Consider the following 17,440-nt stretch of genomic DNA (forward strand, 5'->3'; position numbering starts at 1 on the left):
TGGAGTGGTTTCCTTTGGTAAGTTCTGCTAGAACTTTGAGTTTAAAGCTTTCGCTATAGCGTCTCACATATCCATCATTTTTATACATATACATTGGTTTTTTGTATACATATTTCAGGACGGGTCAATTTACACAATAACGATAAAATACCCAAAAACGTTAAACAATGGTGTGTCAACTAACTACTTTTGTAGCACAGTTATATTGTGTAACTATCTTAAAATCAATTATTAAATTATTAAGAAGGGTGTTATGGAAAAAATAGAAAATGATTTGGTGAGCGTTCCTTCTGAGTTAAATGATCTCAAAGAACATCTCCAAGGAAATATTACCGTAGATTATGATATGCATACGTTAACTTTAGATTCAGAAGTTGGAAAAGGGCAAGTACGATACACAAATTTGCAAAGTGGCTTACAAACTTTTGATTTCAAATTAAAACTAATAAAGGATATAGAGATTCCTATCGATTCTATAACGTCAGAATCCATTCAGTTTTTATATTGTTTAGATGGTAAATGTTATCATCAATTTGAATCTTTCGAAAAAGCTACGCTTATTGAGCGATTCCAAACTGCAGTTGCTCATAGCGATAAAAGTTTAGCGAGCAAAATTATAATTAGGAAGGGGAATCATTTGGTGCTTAATATCATCTGTGTAAATAAGAAGGAATACTTTGATAAGTTCAGTAAAGAGAATAATCCGTTTGGTAAAAAACTTCAAGGTTTACTATATGACATCGGAACCAAATCAAAACACTTTCATTTGGGGAGCTATAGCTTAAAAATTGCAGAGCAATTAAAATTATTATTTGGAATAGAGTATAGTAATGAAGTTTCCGAATTATTATCTCAAAAAGGGAGATACTATTTGATTTTGGCAGAGCATATTGAACAATTCCATGCAGAAATTGAGAATAACTCTAACACGAGTGGCTTGCTAAAGAATGAATTAATGGCTATCTCTCAAGTTAGCGATTTTATTAAAGGGCATCCGGAAATACAGCACAGTATAAAATCATTATGTTTGGAGTCCGGACTTTCTCCTGCAAAACTGCAAGAAGGTTTTAAGTTTATGTTTCAAAGGACTGTTTCTGATTTTGTTAGAAATGTACGTTTAGAAAAAGCAGAAAAACTAATAAAAACTACTGAGTTAACAATTTCCGAAGTTGTGTATTCCGTTGGATTGACTAGTAGAAGTTATTTCTGTAAAATTTTTAAGAAAAAATACTCCTGTAGCCCAAAAGAATACAAATCAAGATAGTTAATAGTGTTTCTGATTTGTTATAAGGTATTTTTGTGATTAGAGCTAAAGTAGATATTATATAAAACTATTTCTCCTTTTTCTTTTGGCAATAAAAGCTCTTTGACTAATGAATTTTACATACAAAAAGAGATCATTACCGTATTTCGCTAATGATCTCTTTTTGTGTGCAATAATAAGTTATCTAGTGTAAGTCTTCTAATCTTTTAATAGAAGATAATCCTTGCAATATTTTATTTTTTTGTTGTGTTAATACCGTTTGTGTAGTTGGTGGTAATGTAGTTTCAGAAAGAACATCGTTGTATTCCTCCAATGCAGATTTCTCTCCTCTAATAGCCTCTTCTAACATGGACTCTTCATTGTCAGAGGATAAAAACGATTTTACATCCATCCACGCTCGATGTGCTGACCCTGCAATGCTTCCTCCTTTTTCAATTTCTTGACCAACGGATGTGAGTTCTGTTTTAAGCTCATGACCAAAATCATAACGCTCTTGAGCTTTTTGATTAAAATAATTTTTTAATCCAGAGTGATTACTATTTTCAGCAGCTTTTTTAAATCCCTTTTCTGCATCATACGTCTTTTCCAATAAATCATTAAGTTTGTTTCCAACTTTTTCAGAATAAGTTGCCATAAATTTTAGTTTTAAGTGAACGATAATTGTTTATAGATGCTTATCGATTAACATCTTATGTTTAGTGTTACCAGTCATTTTAAATACTGGTAATTGTATTGTTCTATCTACTGTTTCTTTTTTTTAGCATCCCTGTTGTGACAACTGTAATCACACCCGAAGCAAATCCACTAACAAATATTAATAGAAATTGAAGCACCATGTTTATTTGATTTTACACGAAGATAAAATCGTTTTGTATTTTGTTTTTGCTCAGATAAACGAAAAATTGACTCATTTAGAATTTAACTTTTTTTAACTAGGTGTAGATTTTTCAATGGGTTTGAGTTAATAATTTTTTTGATTGGATTAATGTGCCTGATGTTTATAATTGATCTTGTGAAAAAAATATGATACGTAAAGGCAGTGAAGTTTCTTGGAAATGGGGTCAGGGTAAAGCAATAGGAAAGGTAGTGGAAACGTATACTACTAAGGTAACCAAAACAATAAAAGGAACTGAAGTAACCAGAATTGGGGAGGAAGGAAATAAAGCGCTTCATATAAAACAAGATGATGGGGATTATGTCCTCAAAAGTGAAAACGAAGTTGATCGTATATAGCTAAATTGGAACAGCTAAAAACTAGGACATGATAAAAAAAGGAGAGAAAGTAAGGTGGACTCAAGATCAAACTACCCAATTCGGTATTGTCGAAGAAACATATGTATACAAGATCACAAGAAAAATAAAGGAGAATTCATTGGTCCGTTTTAGCAGTGCTAATATGGCGTTATACATTAAAAGTTCCGATGGTTCACACGTGTTGAAAAATGATACGGAGGTTGTTTTATGTAGATAATTAGAATAGCTGAAGAAAGCAATTTTAGTAAACCAATAAAGAATTAATAACTAATAAATCATAAAACTATGTCTTTACTAACAATACTGTTAAACATTTTATTACCACCATTAGCTGTCTTTTTAAAACACGGACTCGGAACTACGTTCTTAATTAGCCTGATATTAACTTTAATCGGATGGTTGCCAGGTGTTATTCACGCCTTTATAGTTAATAAATAAAGTCAGAGGGAGAATTACAAAAGTATTCGACGTTCTTTTTGCGATGGAAATAAGATATTTCAGAGGAGCAAGAGAGGTTCAGGTTGTATCGCTTTTTTGATTTTTGAATTATCGGAGTATGCTAAAAAAACAAATACGCTCATAAATTTACTGAAACACTTTCTTTTAATGAAGTTGTATGATATGAAAAAGAGGTAGTGTCCTGCTAACAACATAAGTAAAAAAATCTGCATGTCATTGTACTTATAATTTTTCTTCACCATTCGGTGTTGGTTTTCCATATTCTGATTTATAGATTTGAACCACTATTAAAAACAGACTAATTAATAGCGGACCAAAAATAAGTCCTATAAAACCAAATAGGGGAACACCGACAATAACTCCAATAAGAGTTATTATCGGGTGTACATTATCTAATTTTTGTAAAATATATAACCTGACTATGTTATCAGAAAATCCAACAACTACTAATCCGTATATTAAAATCCCCCAAGCCTGAAAAACGTTTCCGGTTGAGTGAGTAATTATAAAAACGGGCAATATGCCTATGATCGTACCCACAAAAGGGATCATAGATCCAACGATTACGATAACGAACCAAAACAAAGGGTCTTCTATACCAAATATCAGGAATCCAATAAGTGCGACAACTCCTTGTGTAATGGCAACCAATGGAATACCAACGGCATTAGATCTAACCATTTTCTGACTCTCGTCGCCTATGATTTTTAAATTATCATTATTGATTGGTATATATTCAAAAAGTGATTCCCTTAGTTTCCTTCTGTTTGTAAACATATAATAGAGTAGAAAATACATAATACCAATAGAAATAAATACATTAAAAGTGCCTCCGGCAAAGTTTTGCAAGTTTTCTGTAGTCCAATTGGAAATAGCTTTTGCGTCTAATTGCTCGCTTAGATCGTAGCCAATTTCATTCTCCCAAGTGTCCAACCTTCCCTTAAGTGCCACAATGACTTTTTCAAAATTATCTGCAACGTGTCCAATTTTGTTGCTCAACATAAGAATTAATCCCACTACAGGTACCAATATTCCTAAGAAAGAGCCGATTAATAGTGTTACTGCTGCAAGGTCTGGATGCCAGCCTTTGCGAATTAAAAACACCATCCACTTTCGTAAAATGACATAAATGGTGATCGCTCCCAAAATACCGGATAGATACGGGAGGATTTCTCTAAAGATAAGTCCGCCAATTAAAAATATAAGAAGTAATACAAAAACTTGCCGTATAATGTTTGGGCTAATATTTTTCATTTATGATTTGTAATTTATTCTCTAAAGATATCCTATTTTTCCTCTTCTTCTTTTTTCATTAAATCAAAACCCTTAGGGAAATCTAATGTTCGTATAGGGAATGGGATGTTGATGTTATTTTTATCATATGCTTCTTTCATTAACATCATGGTTTCACTTTTAGCTTTAGCAACCTCCAAAGCAGAGGTAGAATTAATCCAAAAACGGAGTTCGTAGTTAATTGAGCTATCCCCAAATTCTCTCCATAAGAATAAAACGTCGTCTTTTTTCTGTACTGCTTCAAAATTAGAAACAATAGTTTCTTTTGTAAGTTTTTCGACAAATCGTAGATCTGATTCGTATCCAACACCACATTCAAGAATTACACGCGATTGTGCGGTAGTTGAGTAATTCTTAATTGGGTTGTCTACTACCAATTTATTAGGAATATACACTAAATTATTATCTACTTGCTTTATGGTAACGGCACGTAGATCTATATCGATAACTTCTCCTTCAAAGTCATTGGTTTCTATCCAGTCCCCAAATTTGATATGCTTGATATAAGATAGGATTATACCAGAGTAAGTGTTAGCTAATGCTCCTTGTAATGCCAAACCAACGGCAAGACCAGCTACCCCAGCACCTGCAAGAATAGTGTTGAGTGCTTTATCCAGATTAAGAATACCCAAAATCAGAAATAATCCTATAATGACAACAGCAATAGATATAAATTTTGAAATCAGATTTTTCATCGATGGTTGAAGTCTGCTTTTATCGAGTATCTTTCGTGCTAGTTTGCTAATATATTTTGAAGCAATAAGTGCTACTATGAATACAAAGACTGCTATCAAAATATTGGGTAAGTTTACTACAATCGAGTTTAACCAAGATTCTAGTTTTTCATACATTTTATTCCAAGCATTGATTAGTTTGTCATTCATGTTTTTTTGATTTTTAGTGTTTAATATTTTTTAAAAATGTTGGTGTGTAGTCCGACAGTAATTTTAAAATAGCACCTTCTGTATTGGTGAAATAATCCTCTAATTGATCAGAAGGATCAATTCTGTTAAATACCTTTTCTATAGAACCATCTTTATAAGATGACTCTACGAAGGGATGCACATAGTATTTACGACAGATATTTCTAGTGTTTCCTAAACTGGTTGCAGCCATATCATATGCTTTTAGAATATTCTTTTGTATTTCTTTTTTATTTAGGGCTAATCAAAAATACCATTATATTATGCTCTTAAAATAAAAATGACCTCTTTAAATATATCTAAAGAGGCCATTTCGTCAACTAACCATATCTATCTGGAATTAGATATACTATTTAGTGAAAATCACTTTAGATTCTTTTAAGTCTGCTTTAAAAGCACTAATGTCTTTCACATATTTGTACTTATGATTAAACACTCTGTCCCGCTTTTCTCCCATAATAATATGTTTTACGTTAAGATCAGGAGCATTAAGAATTACACGATCAGAAACTCTTAGTTTTTTATCACCCAGATCTTGATCTAGTTCTTTTAACCTGAAAATCACGTATAATTTATCATTAGAAGCAATAATCTCTTTGATATAAATAGAATGTTCTTTATCAGTCACTTCTGCTTCAACAGTCAGTGTCAATTCTTCTTTCTCTCCGCTATTCGGCATGTCTACATCCACATAAGGTACTTCTACCTCTACTTCTTCCATTACCACAACAACTTTAGGGATTTTAACCATCTTTGTTCTGGTTCCTACGTTTACATCAGCCCAATCTACATCGAATGTTGGAAGTTGCCCCACTTCGGTATCTATATCTACATCTACCTCAGGTAATTTTGCTTCTTTTTTTTGCTGTACATCGCAGCTTGTTACTAAAAGAATTATCATAAATATTCCTGCAAATTTTTTCATAGTTAAAAGGTTTTTTAGTTTAAAAATTAAGGGCTACTTATTTTAACACATCACATTTGCCCTAATGATATTTTACGTTTTTAATTTTTTGTAGCCCTTATTTCTGTTTGTTTACAAGACAAAGGTAGATTTCAAAGATTGATAAACTGTGCGCATATACAATTTTCCTTGACTGTTTTGATAGTCAAGTAAGATTGGGCAAGGAATATTCTCTATTAGGTATTGAGTTAATAAATCTAGTGATTGCACACCAATATCGAAGATTAATTCCTCAACTTGTAACTCACCATAATTCTTAAAACTAAAATGGCATGAGTACTACAAAACAACCTGATTTTTCTAATCTAAAAGCATTATACATTAATTGTACTTTAAAAAGCTCCAACCAAAAAAGTCACACTGAAGGACTTATTAATGTATCTATGGATATTATGAAATCCGAAAATGTAAGAGTAGAATATTTTCGATTAGTAGATTATGATGTTGCTTATGGATTAATGCCGGATATGAAGGAGGAAGGAAAAGAAAAAGATGATTGGCCGGAAATCTATGAAAAAATAATGGATGCTGATATTCTAATTATAGGAACACCTATATGGTTAGGAGAAAAATCATCTGTCGCCACTAAACTAATTGAAAGATTGTACGGAATGAGCGGTAAAACTAATAAAAAAGGGCAGTATATTTATTATGGAAAAGTAGGAGGGTGTATCATCACTGGTAATGAAGATGGGATAAAGCATTGCGCAATGGGTGTCTTATACGCCTTACAGCATTTAGGATATAGCATACCTCCGCAGGCAGATTGTGGATGGATTGGTGAAGCAGGTCCCGGACCAAGTTACTTGGATGAAGAGTCTGGTGCAAAGAACAATGCTTTTACTAACAGAAACACTACCTTTATGACGTATAATTTACTTCATTTAGCTGCGATGTTAAAGAATAATGATGGTTATAGCGGATATGGTAATTCTAGAGAAGATTGGGATGATGGAACACGTTGGAATTTTGAAAACCCTGAATATCGATAATCTATTATCTTAAGAAAAATAGACAGACTGTTATGAAATCCACATTGAAGTTTTTGAAAAGAATAAAAAGTGCTATTTTTCATAGCATTGCATTTTATCCCATTCTAATTAGTGCAGGATTCTTTTTTTTAGCAATCATTTTATTATTTGTGGAAAATCTAGAGGTTACTAATGCGCTGAAAAAAGAAGTGCCTTATCTTTTGGTACAGGATAACGAAACTGCTAGAACAATTCTCTCTACATTGTTTGGAGGGATATTGTCGTTGACTGTTTTTAGTTTTACCATGGTAATGGTAGTATTAAATCAAGCTTCTTCTAACTTTTCTCCAAGACTTTTGCCGGGATTGATCTCTAACAAAAAGCATCAAATTATATTAGGATTTTATATAGGAACGATATTGTTTTCGATACTGGTTTTAATGTCTTTAGGCGCTTATGGTTCATCCACAAACGCTGTAGGATTTTCTGTAATGGTGTCAGCAGTACTGGGAGCATTTTGTATTGGGTTGTTTGTGTATTTTATTCATAGTATATCTCAAGCGATACAAATACATAATATTATAGACAAGATTTATGCGTCCAGTACTAAATTGCTTGAAAAGGAAAAACAAGAACAAAAAGAGAACAGTTCTGAAGATCAAAATACCTCATGTCAATATTGGAAAACAATACCTAGTAAAAAAACCGGTTATTATCGATCATTTGATATTACACTATTGCAGGATTCTTTGAAAAGTAAAGAAAACACAATAGAAATTATCCCTTATGCAGATCAACATATCTGGAAAGGAGACCCTGTTCTTGGAATAAAAGAACCTATTTCTGAAGAAGAATTAGCTTCTTTACACATCTGCCTTTATATTCTGTCTAATCGACATGAAGATGATAGTGGTGTTGGAGGAATGATAAAATTAACAGAGGTAGCTGTAAAAGCCTTGTCTCCAGGAATTAATGATCCGGGAACTGCAATCAATGCTATTTCTAAATTAGGTCAGTTAGTGGAACAGGCGCTAAAAATTGAACCAAAAACTATTTTAGGTATAGCGGATTGCGAAATAACGGTTATACATAATAAAATAAGTGCTTTAGAATTAATGCGTATTGTGATTGAACCGATTCGTGTATATGCAAAAACAGATAGCACGGTTTCTTATGAACTATTGAGTGCATTGATTTTTATTAGAAAAAGTAAAGAGATGCATCCTGATTATGCAGAAGCTGTACAAAATGAAATTATAGCATTAGGTAATGATTTAAAAAAACACATAAGTAATAATCAAGATCTAAAACGTATCTTAGAGTTATTAGAGACTTAACTTTTTTCTTCAAAATATATGAAAGCAACACCAACCTTACTATGTATACCGGATATCAGTGGTTTTACTGAATTTATGAGTTCCACAAATATAGAATTAAGTTCTAAAGTCATACCGTCATTACTTAACAGAGTAATCTATGCGAACAAATTAGATCTTAAAGTCTCAGAAATTGAGGGAGACGCTATTTTGTTTTATAGAACCGGACCATTACCAACATTCACAGAATTGGTGTATCAGTGCAGATTGTTTTACACAGAATTTTATGAACAGTTAAAAATACTTCATAAACAGTATAAAGATACAGAAGAAGGAAATAATATTCCGGAGATGCTTGGTCTTAAAATTGTGTTACATTATGGTCGGGAAATTAGTGCAGTTCCAATTGGTAAAAACATAAAACTTATGGGAGAAGATGTTATTATCGCCCATAGATTATTAAAAAACAAAATACCAATAGATGAATATATTTTACTTTCTGAAGATTTGTTATCGGAATATAAGGATAAGACTATCGAACGAAATTTTGGATGGGGAGAACTTCACGATCGAGAAACTGAATATAAGCATATAGGAGAAATTAACTATAGCTATATTAATCTTGAACCTTTGGTTGAATAAGGTTCATTTTACTAGAATTTTATATAGTTTCGTCAAATCCGAAAAGCATACTTTTTTTTAGGTAATACTAAATTTCTAAAACCATATTCTTATAATTTCCATCTTATGTTTGCTCTCTTTACGATAGAGTTAAGATAAATAGTATATGAGCAAAAGATGCCATTCTACTCAAGGTATCTTTGTAATGAACAAAAAAGAATAATACAATTCTGTTGTTCGACTTTACTATATTATTAATCTTAAAAAATTGCTATGAATTATTTGAACATGGATGAGAAAAAGCTTTTACCCGTAGTATTAGAATTAAATATACTTTTAGCTGATTACAATTTATACTACCAAAAATTAAGAGGGTTCCACTGGAATATTTTAGGAAAAAATTTCTTTGATCTCCACATAAAATTTGAAGAATTATATAATGATGCTAAAATAAAAATTGATGAAATCGCAGAGCGTATTTTAACATTACAGCATCATCCAGTAAGTCAGTTCGCGGAGTATATCAAATTATCAGATTTAAAAGAAGTGACACCCTTGATGAAAGATATAGAAATGGTTACAGAATTACTTGGAGATCATAAAAAAATTACTAACTCAAATGAGGGTGATACTTGAACATGCTGGAGAGGCAGGAGACGAAGGTACAATCGATATGGTAGGAGCCTATATTAGAGAGTTAGAAAAGTCAAGCTGGATGTTAAATGCTTGGTCTAAAAATACCACAGACCATTTGGATACTAGTATGATTAGAAAAGCATAACCAAATTAATAAATAATAACCTTTTAAAATTATATAAAATGAAAATGATAAAACTAATAACAACATTGTTAATCACATTTACACTTACAGGTGCAATCGCACAAAGTAATAAACAGGTTGTAAAAACTAGAACTACTAAAACATACGAGTTCAAGAAAGACGGTAAAACAGTGCCTTACAGAATCACTGTGTACAAAACAGGAAAGTCAAAAGTAATGTTGGATGAATCTGATAAAGGAAAGTTGAATCAAGATATAAAAGCCACTCCACAACAAGTTACAAAGTTGATTTATGTAGACAATGATCTGTATAGTGATTACGACAAATATATTGTATTACGATACACCAAAGATGCTAATGATAGTTTTGAATTAAAGCCTACAGAAAAGGGGTTTAAAGTAATAGTTGATAATAAAAATGTAGAATATATTTTTGGAGAAGGAGTATATTTTGTGAATAACGCAGACAAAGATTACTTTTTTGTGGATGAATTTGATTCGATCTAAAAAGATATTTAAAGAAATAATTGTTTTTAAAGACTCCCTTTTTTGGGAGTTTTTTTTGATTTTATAAGATGCTATCTGTAATAGCCTTTCTTTTTTGATGTACCTTAACAAAATCTTATACTTCAAATCAAGAATAAATTATTTTTGTTTGTTAATTTTACGATAACGTTCAACAAAACAACATTCTAATCATTTTTTAAAGATGTACGCAGAACCAACAACCGCCATAGAAATTAATATTACTGCTAAGGATACTGAAGGAACAGTTAGGCAAATTCAGGAAGTTATAGGGGGAAGAATAGAGGAGCGATGGGGAGAGTACGAACTCACTGTTAATAATCTAAATGCTCATGGATCCATTAGATTTATTACGTTTGATTGGGGAGTAAACTTATTGGAATACGATATTGTATTTCATAAAGAGTTTGTATTAAAAATGGATGCTTCAGAATACAATCCAATTCACTTTGCATATTGCCTTACAGGACATTGTGGACATAGATTTGGATTCCAAAATGAAGTACATACTTTAGAACAGTTTCAGTCAGTTATTATTACCAGCCGAGATGGAGGATATAACTACGGGTATTTTCCAAAAGAAGAAAAATTAGAAATTAATGTAATACAAATTGCTAGAAAGAAATATTTAAAAAAGCGACTTAATAATGTATCACAGCTCAATGAAAGGCTGTATAAGGTTTTTATGGATGAAGATCACGAAAAAGCCTTTGCTTATTTTGGTACTTTTAATTTAAAATTAGCAGATCAGATAAGTGCTTTACGGAAAATAAAGCAAAAAGGTATGATAAGGATATTACAAATAGAAGGTATGATTTATCAAATCTTATCTATGCATATTCAGCAACATGATCGAGCAATGAAAGAGAAAGTATTACCTACTACGCTTTTAAAACGAGAATTAAAGTTAATCAGAGGTTTGGCTAAGAAAATTATCAAGGATGTAGCCAAAGATTATTCTTTAGAACAATTATCTGAAGAAACAGGTTTACCTCAGGCAAAGCTTCAGGAAGGATTTAAATTATTATATGCTAGAACGGTAACAGAATATATTCGCCACGTACGATTAGAAGCTGCCAGGGATTTGATAAGAACAACTGATATGAATATCTCAGAAATTGTATACTCTATAGGGTTTAGTAGTAGAAGTTATTTCTCTAAAATTTTTAAAGAAAAGTATGATATAAGCCCTAATAATTTCAAAAACAGAACTGAATTGCCTGTAGACGAAGTCGTAGGTGTGTCCTAACGATACTATTTAAAAAACTTTTTGATCAGATAAAATATACCATATTTCTTTACCGCACTAATAACTGTGGATACCCACTGATACGGTTGTAAATCATCTTTGAACTCAGATTTTAGAAGTTTCATTTCTTCTAAGGATATTTGACGTTGTAAACTCAGTTTACGCAGATCTTGTTCTATTTCCTTGAATGAAGTGTATGTCTTTTTCATAGCGTTAATCAAAAAATTCTTGAGACATTTTTCTTATAATGTTTTTATCAATTTTTTGGCGAATAAGATATGCTATACCCGTAATAGTAAACAGTGCTGCAGCCACTATTAAACAAGCTAATGCAGTATTGCCAATAAGTTGTCCTAGCCAAATTGCTCCCGACACCGTTAAGAATATTAATCCAAGGAAAAGCAAGCCACCGATAATGGCCAGCTTGCTTAAGAATGAAAATGCTCTTGCCAATTGCTGGAAAGCTTTAAGCCTATAATATTCTTGAGAGGCTTTTACATACTTTTCTCCAGAATCGAAAGCTTTATTAGAGGTTTCGTTTAATGCGTTAATTACTCCCATTACGATTTTTGTAATTTTTTATTCTTAGCTTTCAACTCACTTAATTTTTTTTCAAGGGAGGTAATAACATCATCTGCTTTATAACTTGCATCAGAAACTAGAGACTCAATTTTGGTGTCTAACGTTTCTTTTTGGTTAGATACAGTATCTGCTATCTGATGTTTTAAACTAGAAGCTTCTCTTGCTAAATGATCTTTGGTCGCTTGCGCTTCATCTGCTAATCTTTTTCTGGTATTTACACCTTTGTCTGGAGCAAATAGAATACCTAAAGCTGCACCAATTGCGGTTCCTGCCAAAATTCCTAAAAATGTATTTCCACTATTACTCATTGTTATTGTTTTTTATGTTGTTAAAATATTTATTACAAAATTCATCAAAAATAGTTGTAAGCTTTGACTCAAACCATAAGGATGTTAACGGAAATGATTTTTGGCAAACGAACTAACATTTATATCAAAAGCGTTCATCCTTTCACATCTCTCAATCTATCTTTGGAATGTAGTTAAAATGATGTTGGATGGCAAGTACAATCACAAGAATTTATTCTTTTACCGGAGAAATTTTAAAAGAATATATCTTATTTACGTAAATAGGATTAATACTTCCTTACAAAAATCGGAGGAAGCATTTCTAGTCCAAGATACCTTTTGGTGGTAGTATGGCAGCAGAGTATGAGGGGAGACCTTTCAAAAGAAGGGTTTTTTGAATTTGTAAATAAGAAAATAGTCCGTACAAAATAATAAAAGTTTAATTAAAACATACAAAAATGAAATTCGTAAAAGAAGAAGTCGAGGAAAGAAGAGATTATATTTTTCAGAAAAACACAAAGACAAAAGTAGGGACAAAGTTTATTGTATTGGTATTGATTTTATTGATAGTTGGAGTTGTTGCTTCAGGAGTTTTCTTAGATGTATTTTAATGTTTATTGATGCTTTTGAAAGTAATAATCACGGCAAAACAGTGAATAAGTAGAAATCACAATCTTTTTTTTAATAGGTAAATAATAACAATATGGCAAAAATAACTGAAGTGACCCTTGATAAAATTCCAGAATATATTGAGGTAGATGATGCTAAAACAAACACTATCATCGTAAAAACTGAAATACAGTTTCATCCATTGGATATATCTGGTAATATGGAGTATTTATTACATCTATTTGTCTACGATGTTCATGGCATGAAGGATGTACCTGTATTGATTTCTAATTGGGATGATACTAAAGTGTTGCGAGTAGTTAGAAATGAACGGAAGGATGATTTTTTATGCAAGGAAAGTGTTTTGATAAGATCAGAAGAAGCAAATAAAGAAAATATAAGTATTAAAACTCCTATGACAATCAAATTGGGGAAATTACAAGGCAATACTTCGGTATATACTAGAAAATTTGAAGTTTTTGCCACACTTATTCCAGCAATAGATAGAGTATCAAAATGGTCAAAACCTTTTGAATCCCAGCTTGTCTTTTAAAAACAAAGAATGGGTGCTGAGGTTGAATAGCTAATTTAAAAATAAAAAAATGAATGTATCCGAACAGTTATTGGAAATATTGCAAAATGAAGGAGTGAAACATATTTTTGGAGTTGCAGGAGATGCTTTAAACCCTCTTATAGATGCTATTGGTAAACAGGATATTATTGAGTGGGTTGGAGTACATCATGAAGGTAATGCGTCTTATGCAGCGTTTGCTCAGGGAGAACTTAATCATAATTTTGGGGTCTGCGCAAGTACTGTAGGTCCTGGTGCGTTACACTTAATTAATGGCTTATATAATGCAAAAAAAGAACGATCTCCTGTAATTGCGATAACCGGGCAAATACCAATCGAGCATTTAGGGACAAACTATCATCAAGAAGCTGATCTTAAAAAAATATATGATGACATATGTGAATATCAAGCGGTCATTAGATCTCCTGAAGAAGCGCCAAGGGTTATTCTGAGAGCTATCAGGATTGCAGTAAATCACCAATGTGTTTGTAGAATAGAATTGCCGGCAGATATTGCGCAAATGAAAGCCGAAAATAGAAATTTTGTTCATACGATATTCAGATCAAAAAGTAATATCATTCCTAGTCAAGAGGAATTGAATCTTGCTGCAAAACTTATCAACGAATCCAAAAAAATAGGAATTTTAGCAGGAGCTGGGTGTAGAGAAGCTAGAGAAGAAGTGATTAGTTTCTCACAATTATTAAAAGCTCCAATAACACATACACTAAGAGCAGCAGATGTATTTGATCACTCAACTGATAATGTCGTTGGATTAACAGGACTCATTGGTAATCCTTCAGGTTATAAAGCTGTGATGGATTGTGATTTATTATTGATGTTAGGGACAGATTTTCCATATACCGATTTTCTTCCTGAAAACACTAAAACCATTCAGGTTGATATTAGACCAGAGAACATTGGTAATCGTTCATCCGTAACTTTAGGTCTTCACGGTGATATTCAAACAACAATTACTTCACTTCTTAATTTATGCTCAGAAAAAAAAGATGATTCCTTTTTAAATACCTTAACAGATAAATTTAGTGATTGGAAAGAATCTAATGATAAAAAAGCAAGTCCATCTCGTGATATGGAGCCTTTACATCCACATATCTTTGCAAAAGCGGCTAGCGATCTGGCTTCCAATGATGCAATTTTTACTATTGATACAGGAACGGCGGCTATCTGGGCTTCTAATTTTATGAATTTTCATTCTGATCGAAGAATCATAGGTTCTTTTAATCATGGATCAATGGCAGTAGGTCTTCCATCAGCTATTGGAGCACAACTTCAATTTCCCAATCGAGAGGTTTGGTCATTAATTGGCGATGGAGCTTTTAATATGTCACTACAAGATTTTTCTACAGCTGTAAAGTATGAATTGCCAATTAAGATTATTGTATTCAATAATTCTCAATTAGGTTTTGTCAAAATAGAAATGGAAGAAGCTGGATTAGCACCTAATTTTGAAGCTCTCAAGGTCGATAATTTCGATTTTGCAGAGTACGCAAAGCTTTGTGGAGGCGATGGAATAAAAGTTACTCATGCAAAAGACATTTTGGCGGCTATACAAATGGCAAAAAACTCTAAAAAGCCTTTCATTATTGCTGCAGTAGTTACAAATGCAGAACTATCTTTACCTCCTAAGATAGGTTTCGAAGAAGCTAAGGGTTTTGGATTGTCAAAAATGAAAGAAATATTTAGAGCATTTAATGGAGAAAAAGAACAATGGGAAAATATTAAACAAGAAATAGAAGCTTATTTTGATTAGATTAAGTGACAATTAATAGAAATGAAAAACATATCAGAATAACAAATCAATATTAATAAATAGATAGGATAAAATACAATGGAAAAATTAGGACTTACTGGAGAAAATTGGGAGCAATTTGTAAAATGGGTTTGGGATTTTGTACCGGGGCTCTTTTCTGCAATTGTAATTTTCTTTGTTGGTATATGGGTTATTAACCTTATTAGTAGAGGGCTTCGTAAATTCTTTCAGAAAAAAGATTATGACGAGACATTAGAAAGATTTTTATATGACCTTATCAATATAGGTCTCAAGATTTTATTGATAATTTTGGTAGTAACTCAATTAGGAGTTCAGACTTCTTCTCTTGTTGCGATATTAGGTGCAGCTGGTTTAGCCGTAGGTTTAGCGCTTCAAGGTTCTCTGGCTAATTTTGCTGGAGGTGTGTTGATTCTGTTTTTTAAACCTTTCAAAATAGGAGATTTTGTTGAAACCCAAGGAGTTTCTGGTACAGTAAAAGAAATTTCTATATTCACTACCAAACTAAATACTTTTGGTAATCAATTGGCAGTAATTCCTAATGGTAAGGTATCTAATGGTAATATTATAAATTACTCATCAGAAGATAAGAGACGGGATAAAATAGAGATAGGAATAGCATATACAAGTAATATTAAAGAAGCAAAAGATATATTACTTGATTTGATTAATAATCAGGAAAAAGTTTTGAAAGACCCAGCTCCAGAAATTTACGTTTCTGATTTAGGAGATAGCGCAGTAACATTGTCACTGCGTTACTGGGCGACAAATGAAGATTTTTGGGCAGTTCATTTCTATACTATTGAAGAAGCTAAAAAACGCCTGGAAGATAAAGGGGTATCTATACCATTTCCACAGAGAGAAATCCGTATGGTCTCAGATAATAAATCAATGCAGAACGCCGAAAAGAAAGATTCATAAATTTCAATATAGAATCTATCGAGTCGAAGGCACTAAGGAATAATTAAAATTAATCATTATGAATTATGTAATCATTGCTATGCAAGTTGTCGTAGGACTAAGTATATTAAACGTATGGCTCATTCAGAATAAAAGAGCTACAAAATGGAGAGGTGGCACTGCCAGCAATATTATCGAAGAATTTCGAGTGTACGGGCTTCCAATATGGTCTTGTTATTTTATAGGCGCGCTAAAGGTTGTTTTGGCAGTTTTATTAATAATATCGATTTGGTATCCTGAACTAAAAGAATTTTCAGCGCTTGGTTTGGCAATTCTTTTATTAGGATCAATACTAATGCATTTTAAAATTAAAGATCCATTATATAAATCTTTTCCAGCTTTTCTGTTTTTTGTAATGTGCACTCTTATCGCAGCGAGTAGTCATATCAATATTTATTTTTAAAACAGTTCTAAACAAAAGTATATTGAAGAAATATATATAAATTAAGAATAGCATATAACAATGATGGTAAAGAAGCGAGTATAGGATCTTTGATTTTTATTCGTACTCCAAAACCAAGTAGCATTAATAGAGCCAAAGAGCCGGAGGACACTGAGATAAGAATGGGAGAATAAAAATAACCTACAATTAATCCTAAACCTCCTAGTATTTGTAATACACCAGTTAAATTCCTTTTCTCTTCAAGACCAAACCGAATAAACTCATTTTTCATATGGTTGGAAAGTAGACAACTGAATCCATACAAAAGAAAAGATAAGGCTGAAAAGAATATTATGATGGCTAGCAATTTCATAATTTACTAAGGTATTGAATGATCTATTATACTTAATTATATTCTCAGGAAGTGTAATTATAACCCTGTCTCAGGGTTAAGCCCCAGGAGGGCTCTGGGAGCTAGCTCCCAGAGCCCTCCTGGGGCTTGGTCGCTAAATCAAGTGCTATCCGATCCCCAAATTTAATATATAATTGTTGGATAATCAAGCTCCAATTGTGTAAAGGGGCTGTCCATTTCTTCTGAATATTTTTAGTGGCTAAGTATACTAGCTTTAGCAATGCCATAT

Annotated in this window: 23 protein-coding genes and 1 pseudogene; 15 read left to right on the top strand and 9 right to left on the bottom strand. The window is 32.1% G+C overall.

The window, feature by feature from the left end:
* Positions 1–253: 253 nt before the first annotated feature.
* Positions 254–1,264, top strand: coding sequence for a helix-turn-helix transcriptional regulator (locus tag F0000_RS25015; protein WP_149627452.1), 1,011 nt, complete (start codon positions 254–256; stop codon positions 1,262–1,264).
* A 184-nt stretch (positions 1,265–1,448) separates the two neighbouring features.
* Here the strand turns inward: F0000_RS25015 and F0000_RS25020 are convergent, their stop codons facing one another.
* A complete protein-coding gene (locus tag F0000_RS25020) occupies positions 1,449–1,898 on the bottom strand; it encodes a PA2169 family four-helix-bundle protein (RefSeq protein ID WP_118461233.1) in 450 nt (149 codons plus the stop codon).
* 389 nt (positions 1,899–2,287) lie between these two features.
* Between F0000_RS25020 and F0000_RS25025 the strand changes: the two genes are divergently transcribed.
* From F0000_RS25025 to F0000_RS25035, 3 genes are all read left to right on the top strand, one after another.
* Entirely contained in the window at positions 2,288–2,497 is a 210-nt protein-coding gene (locus F0000_RS25025) for a DUF2945 domain-containing protein (protein WP_149627453.1), read from the top strand.
* Positions 2,498–2,525: 28 nt separating this feature from the next.
* Positions 2,526–2,735, top strand: coding sequence for an HVA1 family protein (locus F0000_RS28730; protein WP_118461238.1), 210 nt, complete (start codon positions 2,526–2,528; stop codon positions 2,733–2,735).
* A 68-nt stretch (positions 2,736–2,803) separates the two neighbouring features.
* Complete coding sequence (locus tag F0000_RS25035; RefSeq protein WP_149627454.1) at positions 2,804–2,956, top strand: YqaE/Pmp3 family membrane protein; 153 nt, start codon at positions 2,804–2,806, stop codon at positions 2,954–2,956.
* A 243-nt stretch (positions 2,957–3,199) separates the two neighbouring features.
* On the opposite strand, the gene F0000_RS25040 is transcribed toward F0000_RS25035, so the two are convergent.
* The 4 genes from F0000_RS25040 to F0000_RS25055 form a co-directional block, all read right to left on the bottom strand.
* Positions 3,200–4,231, bottom strand: coding sequence for an AI-2E family transporter (locus tag F0000_RS25040; protein ID WP_149627455.1), 1,032 nt, complete (start codon positions 4,229–4,231; stop codon positions 3,200–3,202).
* Between the two features lie 32 nt (positions 4,232–4,263).
* The gene (locus F0000_RS25045; RefSeq protein WP_149627456.1) at positions 4,264–5,154 is read right to left on the bottom strand and encodes a mechanosensitive ion channel family protein; all 891 of its coding nucleotides are present in this window, start codon (positions 5,152–5,154) and stop codon (positions 4,264–4,266) included.
* Between the two features lie 13 nt (positions 5,155–5,167).
* Positions 5,168–5,386 (bottom strand): hypothetical protein, encoded by a 219-nt coding sequence (locus F0000_RS25050; RefSeq protein WP_149627457.1) that lies wholly within the window; start codon positions 5,384–5,386, stop codon positions 5,168–5,170.
* Between the two features lie 156 nt (positions 5,387–5,542).
* Entirely contained in the window at positions 5,543–6,118 is a 576-nt protein-coding gene (locus F0000_RS25055; protein WP_149627458.1) for a hypothetical protein, read from the bottom strand.
* A gap of 311 nt (positions 6,119–6,429) precedes the next feature.
* On the opposite strand from F0000_RS25055, the gene F0000_RS25060 reads away from it, so the two are divergent.
* The 6 genes and pseudogenes from F0000_RS25060 to F0000_RS25085 all read left to right on the top strand — a co-directional run bounded on the left by F0000_RS25060 (position 6,430) and on the right by F0000_RS25085 (position 11,619).
* The gene (locus tag F0000_RS25060; protein ID WP_149627459.1) at positions 6,430–7,149 is read left to right on the top strand and encodes a flavodoxin family protein; all 720 of its coding nucleotides are present in this window, start codon (positions 6,430–6,432) and stop codon (positions 7,147–7,149) included.
* A gap of 53 nt (positions 7,150–7,202) precedes the next feature.
* Entirely contained in the window at positions 7,203–8,465 is a 1,263-nt protein-coding gene (locus F0000_RS25065) for a DUF2254 domain-containing protein (protein ID WP_188112276.1), read from the top strand.
* A gap of 18 nt (positions 8,466–8,483) precedes the next feature.
* Positions 8,484–9,086, top strand: a complete 603-nt coding sequence (locus F0000_RS25070; protein ID WP_149627461.1) for a DUF2652 domain-containing protein — start codon at positions 8,484–8,486, stop codon at positions 9,084–9,086.
* Positions 9,087–9,338: 252 nt separating this feature from the next.
* Positions 9,339–9,846 (top strand): annotated as a pseudogene (locus F0000_RS25075) (Dps family protein).
* Positions 9,847–9,884: 38 nt separating this feature from the next.
* Positions 9,885–10,352, top strand: a complete 468-nt coding sequence (locus F0000_RS25080) for a hypothetical protein (RefSeq protein ID WP_118461262.1) — start codon at positions 9,885–9,887, stop codon at positions 10,350–10,352.
* Positions 10,353–10,554: 202 nt separating this feature from the next.
* Complete coding sequence (locus F0000_RS25085) at positions 10,555–11,619, top strand: response regulator transcription factor (RefSeq protein WP_149627462.1); 1,065 nt, start codon at positions 10,555–10,557, stop codon at positions 11,617–11,619.
* Positions 11,620–11,624: 5 nt separating this feature from the next.
* Here F0000_RS25085 and F0000_RS25090 read toward each other — a convergent pair whose 3' ends face one another.
* The 3 genes from F0000_RS25090 to F0000_RS25100 are packed head-to-tail and all read right to left on the bottom strand — an operon-like array spanning position 11,625 to position 12,509.
* On the bottom strand, positions 11,625–11,828 hold the full coding sequence (locus F0000_RS25090) for a DUF6327 family protein (RefSeq protein ID WP_149627463.1): 204 nt from the start codon (positions 11,826–11,828) through the stop codon (positions 11,625–11,627).
* A gap of 4 nt (positions 11,829–11,832) precedes the next feature.
* On the bottom strand, positions 11,833–12,180 hold the full coding sequence (locus tag F0000_RS25095; protein ID WP_149627464.1) for a phage holin family protein: 348 nt from the start codon (positions 12,178–12,180) through the stop codon (positions 11,833–11,835).
* A complete protein-coding gene (locus F0000_RS25100) occupies positions 12,180–12,509 on the bottom strand; it encodes a YtxH domain-containing protein (protein ID WP_149627465.1) in 330 nt (109 codons plus the stop codon). Before F0000_RS25100 ends, F0000_RS25095 begins: the two co-directional genes overlap by 1 nt.
* Before the next feature lie 437 nt (positions 12,510–12,946).
* Here F0000_RS25100 and F0000_RS27970 point away from each other — a divergent pair, with 437 nt between their 5' ends.
* From F0000_RS27970 to F0000_RS25120, 5 genes are all read left to right on the top strand, one after another.
* Positions 12,947–13,099, top strand: coding sequence for a hypothetical protein (locus F0000_RS27970; protein WP_188112277.1), 153 nt, complete (start codon positions 12,947–12,949; stop codon positions 13,097–13,099).
* 92 nt (positions 13,100–13,191) lie between these two features.
* On the top strand, positions 13,192–13,650 hold the full coding sequence (locus F0000_RS25105; RefSeq protein WP_149627466.1) for a hypothetical protein: 459 nt from the start codon (positions 13,192–13,194) through the stop codon (positions 13,648–13,650).
* A gap of 49 nt (positions 13,651–13,699) precedes the next feature.
* Positions 13,700–15,439 carry a thiamine pyrophosphate-dependent enzyme gene (locus F0000_RS25110; RefSeq protein ID WP_149627467.1) on the top strand — a complete coding sequence of 580 codons (1,740 nt, stop codon included), beginning with the start codon at positions 13,700–13,702 and terminating at the stop codon, positions 15,437–15,439.
* 78 nt (positions 15,440–15,517) lie between these two features.
* Entirely contained in the window at positions 15,518–16,378 is an 861-nt protein-coding gene (locus F0000_RS25115; protein WP_149627468.1) for a mechanosensitive ion channel family protein, read from the top strand.
* A 58-nt stretch (positions 16,379–16,436) separates the two neighbouring features.
* The gene (locus F0000_RS25120; protein ID WP_149627469.1) at positions 16,437–16,820 is read left to right on the top strand and encodes a DoxX family protein; all 384 of its coding nucleotides are present in this window, start codon (positions 16,437–16,439) and stop codon (positions 16,818–16,820) included.
* A gap of 7 nt (positions 16,821–16,827) precedes the next feature.
* Here the strand turns inward: F0000_RS25120 and F0000_RS25125 are convergent, their stop codons facing one another.
* Positions 16,828–17,091 (bottom strand): hypothetical protein, encoded by a 264-nt coding sequence (locus tag F0000_RS25125; RefSeq protein WP_255452889.1) that lies wholly within the window; start codon positions 17,089–17,091, stop codon positions 16,828–16,830.
* Positions 17,092–17,440: the final 349 nt, after the last annotated feature.

This window comes from Aquimarina sp. RZ0, assembly GCF_008370685.1.
GTDB lineage: Bacteria > Bacteroidota > Bacteroidia > Flavobacteriales > Flavobacteriaceae > Aquimarina.

Bases quoted from the DNA above. Each gene is read 5' to 3' on its own strand.
- F0000_RS25015 (WP_149627452.1), top strand. From the start codon at position 254: ATGGAAAAAATAGAAAATGATTTGGTGAGCGTTCCTTCTGAGTTAAAT.
- F0000_RS25020 (WP_118461233.1), bottom strand. From the start codon at position 1,898: ATGGCAACTTATTCTGAAAAAGTTGGAAACAAACTTAATGATTTATTG.
- F0000_RS25025 (WP_149627453.1), top strand. From the start codon at position 2,288: ATGATACGTAAAGGCAGTGAAGTTTCTTGGAAATGGGGTCAGGGTAAA.
- F0000_RS28730 (WP_118461238.1), top strand. From the start codon at position 2,526: ATGATAAAAAAAGGAGAGAAAGTAAGGTGGACTCAAGATCAAACTACC.
- F0000_RS25035 (WP_149627454.1), top strand. From the start codon at position 2,804: ATGTCTTTACTAACAATACTGTTAAACATTTTATTACCACCATTAGCT.
- F0000_RS25040 (WP_149627455.1), bottom strand. From the start codon at position 4,231: ATGAAAAATATTAGCCCAAACATTATACGGCAAGTTTTTGTATTACTT.
- F0000_RS25045 (WP_149627456.1), bottom strand. From the start codon at position 5,154: ATGAATGACAAACTAATCAATGCTTGGAATAAAATGTATGAAAAACTA.
- F0000_RS25050 (WP_149627457.1), bottom strand. From the start codon at position 5,386: ATGGCTGCAACCAGTTTAGGAAACACTAGAAATATCTGTCGTAAATAC.
- F0000_RS25055 (WP_149627458.1), bottom strand. From the start codon at position 6,118: ATGAAAAAATTTGCAGGAATATTTATGATAATTCTTTTAGTAACAAGC.
- F0000_RS25060 (WP_149627459.1), top strand. From the start codon at position 6,430: ATGAGTACTACAAAACAACCTGATTTTTCTAATCTAAAAGCATTATAC.
- F0000_RS25070 (WP_149627461.1), top strand. From the start codon at position 8,484: ATGAAAGCAACACCAACCTTACTATGTATACCGGATATCAGTGGTTTT.
- F0000_RS25080 (WP_118461262.1), top strand. From the start codon at position 9,885: ATGAAAATGATAAAACTAATAACAACATTGTTAATCACATTTACACTT.
- F0000_RS25085 (WP_149627462.1), top strand. From the start codon at position 10,555: ATGTACGCAGAACCAACAACCGCCATAGAAATTAATATTACTGCTAAG.
- F0000_RS25090 (WP_149627463.1), bottom strand. From the start codon at position 11,828: ATGAAAAAGACATACACTTCATTCAAGGAAATAGAACAAGATCTGCGT.
- F0000_RS25095 (WP_149627464.1), bottom strand. From the start codon at position 12,180: ATGGGAGTAATTAACGCATTAAACGAAACCTCTAATAAAGCTTTCGAT.
- F0000_RS25100 (WP_149627465.1), bottom strand. From the start codon at position 12,509: ATGAGTAATAGTGGAAATACATTTTTAGGAATTTTGGCAGGAACCGCA.
- F0000_RS27970 (WP_188112277.1), top strand. From the start codon at position 12,947: ATGAAATTCGTAAAAGAAGAAGTCGAGGAAAGAAGAGATTATATTTTT.
- F0000_RS25105 (WP_149627466.1), top strand. From the start codon at position 13,192: ATGGCAAAAATAACTGAAGTGACCCTTGATAAAATTCCAGAATATATT.
- F0000_RS25110 (WP_149627467.1), top strand. From the start codon at position 13,700: ATGAATGTATCCGAACAGTTATTGGAAATATTGCAAAATGAAGGAGTG.
- F0000_RS25115 (WP_149627468.1), top strand. From the start codon at position 15,518: ATGGAAAAATTAGGACTTACTGGAGAAAATTGGGAGCAATTTGTAAAA.
- F0000_RS25120 (WP_149627469.1), top strand. From the start codon at position 16,437: ATGAATTATGTAATCATTGCTATGCAAGTTGTCGTAGGACTAAGTATA.
- F0000_RS25125 (WP_255452889.1), bottom strand. From the start codon at position 17,091: ATGAAAAATGAGTTTATTCGGTTTGGTCTTGAAGAGAAAAGGAATTTA.